We start from the raw sequence: 3,432 nt of genomic DNA on the forward strand, positions 1-3,432 counted from the left end.
ACACGCACCGCAACGACGCGCACAGCAAAACCGAACACGGCCACCGTCAGCCATCAGCTGGGACCGAAGTGTCAAGCATCTACCGAGACCGGACACAGGCCACGAACCAGTCGCGCGTAACAACTTTCTCTACGACTTCAAGGCGGCCCGCTGACGCGGGCCGCGCGCGCTGGCGGCCCGTGGCCGCCGCCCGCTCCTGTCTCCGCCCCGCTCCGCGCCGACCCCGGCCCGCTCAGCGCGCAGTCCAGCGCAGCAACCCGCCAGCCCAGTAAGGAAGCCCGGAACACGTCGGCTCACGACTTCGCCAGCCAACGGCGAACGTCAGCAGCAAGACCGCGTACGTTGCCGACCAGCGTTGTACTGTCGAGTTCAAAGCGCCGGGAAGACCCGTGGCGCGGCGCCCAGGTCTCGTCGCGGTCTGCGAACCGGTACCGCCATCCCCAGGTGGCTGGCCGGGGCTGCGCGGAGGCGTCTGCGGGTCAAAGATCAGAACTTTGTAAGCGTGGCTGATGCCGGTGGGTGGCTGAGGGGGGCGCACGTGCGGGTGCTCGTGCGTCTGTCCCGCCGTCGTGGCTGACTTTCCCCACTTGAGGCAACAGCAGCGCTCGAATAGTCGGGAAACATGAATGTGCACTGGGGGCAGGTGAGGAGGCAGCCCAATACGCTGACGAGTGTCCGATACCCGTTCTCTTGCGCCAAGACAGATTCAGCCCAATCCGCTCCACCGACTTCTGGACCTCAGCTACGAAATCTGCCTACTCAGGAGATCCAACGCCTCTTTGAAGCCGGGGTGCACGCGAAATACCTCTGCTGAAGTGTTGAAGCGTGCTCGGGGATCGCGGTACCGCCAAACATACTCCGACCCTCCGCCCCTTCCTCCTGGCTTGAGATAACCCACGATCGAGAACTCGAAGAGTTGCCCCAAGGCAGAAACCGGATCGATCCCCGCAAGGCTTTCCCTTCTCTCAAAGGAATTTGCGAAGTCTTCCAGTGGAAAATGCACGGACCCGATCTCCTTAAGTACCTCCAAATACTCTTTGTATTTAGGGACATGCTTGGCAATCTCATCGTCAAGCTCGTTGAGGAGATAGTCAGAGTATCCTGACCTGGCTTCGTGTACCACTTGGTTGTCGAATTGAGAGCCAGCATCAAAAAGGGGAGCTTTGTACTGGCGGAGGATTTCGTTGCAGAATTTAATTATGTCGCGTGGCCGCAAAAACGTACGGTCGCAGATATGCTTATACTTGCTTTGCCTGCTAGGCATCTCACGCGTCTCGTCGAACACGCTATCCCATGGGACGTGCAAGTCATCCGCGTCACCAAGAACGCGACTAAATCGACTTTCCATCAGCATCTTCAATGAAAGCCCATCTCCGAATTCGCTCCATGCGACCAACTCGGAGAAATTCTCCGTGATCTTATTCTTGTCCTCAAATTGAAGATCCTGGTAGATGTCATCACGCAAAAAGACTACGATATTGAGTTTCTTGCCTTTGTTGCGGGCGGCAAGGAATAGGTCTCTAGCGGCAAGAATCAGACCAATTAGCCTATGAGAGTAGGCCACGTCCTCCTTCGTAAAGCCAAGGTCGAGTTGATCAAAGCAAATGTAGTAGGAGTGGTCGGGGTTCAGTGCGCGGAGAACGTGCTCTTGGATGACCCGGTTTACCTCTTGGATGTGCGGAGGTAGATCTTTAATCCGCACTCGCTCGCCTGAAAATTCAAAATATGGAATCTTCAGGGTGCCCTTAAAGCGCAGCTCTTTACTAGGGCTGAAAAGTTGCCGCACATCCGGGTCGCGCGAACCATAGGAGTCAACTACAAAATCTTCGAGAGCCTGGACGGCGTCAAAAGAGTCGTCACTCCAAGGTTGGCTCTGGTCTACGTTGAGTAGGATTTTGGCGAGCCCCATGAGAGTCAGATACTTCCAGCTATGAAAGTAACGCCTCTCTTCCGGTACTCCTGTTTGAGCCTGTAGGTCATGATGCTGCCAAGGGTAATCATCGAAAGAATGGCCATATGCGAATTCATAGGGGTTTCTATCTGTCAGAAATCTCTTGAAAATCGCCGTCTTTCCGGAGCCCTTGCGCCCCAAAATGAGAAATTTCTTGTTGTCGCGTGCGGCGATATAAGCAGGATGACTCTGGAAGCATTCGCGGAGTAGTTCGTCGGCATCAGCGTCAATCGCACCAAAGTTATCTGCTTCAGAAATTCTCAGCACTACTACCCCTCCGCAGAACGATCCAACCTGTCCTGACTCAGGATAACTGTTCTCGGCTAGGGGGTACTGCGTTTGGGACTATTGGAGTAGTCCGTCGGGGAGTGGCGCTGTCGGATACGTCAAAGGGGGATGCCGTCACTGCGGACAGAGCGGCACCGACCTCCCCTCCCATGACCCATCGCCCGTACAGCAGCGCGGTACAGCAACCCCAGCAACCGCCGACGCTGTTCAGCCCCGCTCTCCCGCCCGGGTACGGCTCCTATAGCCGTCTCTGGCCGATCTCTGTAGAGCTTGTAAACAGAAGGTCGTCGGTTCGAATCCGACAGGCGGCTCCGCAGGTCAGAGGCCCCGTTCCATGATCGGAACGGGGCCTCTGGCATAGCCGTGACATCAGTTCTGACATCAACGGCCACGGAGAAGATCAGACGGGGGCGGGAACGCCGCTCGCTCCGTCAGCGTCGTCGCCCTCGTTGATGTCACGCAGGGCATCGCCTACGCGGTCGAAGGCGGACCGCTGGGAGTCGAGCCGGACGAAGGTGTAGATGTCCATCGTCACGCGGATCAAGCTGTCCTGCTGCTCTGCACGACGTGCGCGGAGTGCTGTCAGGCACTCGGCAGGCAGCGCCACCCGACGCGCCGACCGTTGCGTCTTCGGGAGGCCGATGAAGAGTTCGCCCCCGACGCGCTGAAGTGTCTGCCGGACCGTGAGCACTCCCGCTTCCAGGTCCACTTCCTGCCAGCGCAAGCCGAGGACGTCCCCGCGCCGGAGACCGATGCGCACGGCAGGTTCGTACGCGGCCCGCAGCCGTGATTCCCTCCCAGTTTCGTCGACCGTGTCCAGGGCGATCTGCCGCTTGGGCCGTTCGGGAAGACGAAGCGATCCGACTTCTCCGAAACATGTCCTGATACGGGTAAGGAACCACCTCTACGATGAACAGAGATGAGGCTTGCGTCGAGGAAGGATGAGCTAGTTGGACATCAATATCGCGTTCGGCGCCGACGCCTCACAGTCGGCAACCACTCTCCGCCGCTGGCTGATGGCAGATCCGGAGCTTCGGGGGCATGCCACGGTCACGGTCAGGCCCCGGCAGTCGCTTGAGGGACAGATGGGGCAAGGCCTAGCCTCGAACTTTCGTGACGGTCTGCCGACGGAGTCGGCAGACCGTTCTTGCGTTCGGTGCTGATGGTGGGCAGGTCGGAGGCCCGGCTCTCGC

Annotated in this window: 3 protein-coding genes and 1 tRNA gene; 2 read left to right on the forward strand and 2 right to left on the reverse strand. The window is 58.6% G+C overall.

Features of this window, described 5'->3' with window-relative positions:
• Positions 1-742: 742 nt before the first annotated feature.
• Positions 743-2,218 carry a P-loop ATPase, Sll1717 family gene (locus tag ACFYNS_RS31805; protein ID WP_388606369.1) on the reverse strand — a complete coding sequence of 492 codons (1,476 nt, stop codon included), beginning with the start codon at positions 2,216-2,218 and terminating at the stop codon, positions 743-745.
• A gap of 264 nt (positions 2,219-2,482) precedes the next feature.
• Between ACFYNS_RS31805 and ACFYNS_RS31810 the strand changes: the two genes are divergently transcribed.
• Positions 2,483-2,550 (forward strand) — tRNA-OTHER (locus ACFYNS_RS31810).
• Between the two features lie 89 nt (positions 2,551-2,639).
• Here the strand turns inward: ACFYNS_RS31810 and ACFYNS_RS31815 are convergent.
• A complete protein-coding gene (locus ACFYNS_RS31815) occupies positions 2,640-2,999 on the reverse strand; it encodes a hypothetical protein (RefSeq protein WP_388606371.1) in 360 nt (119 codons plus the stop codon).
• Between the two features lie 190 nt (positions 3,000-3,189).
• Between ACFYNS_RS31815 and ACFYNS_RS31820 the strand changes: the two genes are divergently transcribed.
• Positions 3,190-3,402, forward strand: coding sequence for a hypothetical protein (locus tag ACFYNS_RS31820; RefSeq protein WP_388606373.1), 213 nt, complete (start codon positions 3,190-3,192; stop codon positions 3,400-3,402).
• Positions 3,403-3,432 lie beyond the last annotated feature (30 nt).

It is taken from the genome of Streptomyces sp. NPDC006925 (assembly GCF_042869575.1).
Classification (GTDB): Bacteria; Actinomycetota; Actinomycetes; order Streptomycetales; family Streptomycetaceae; genus Streptomyces.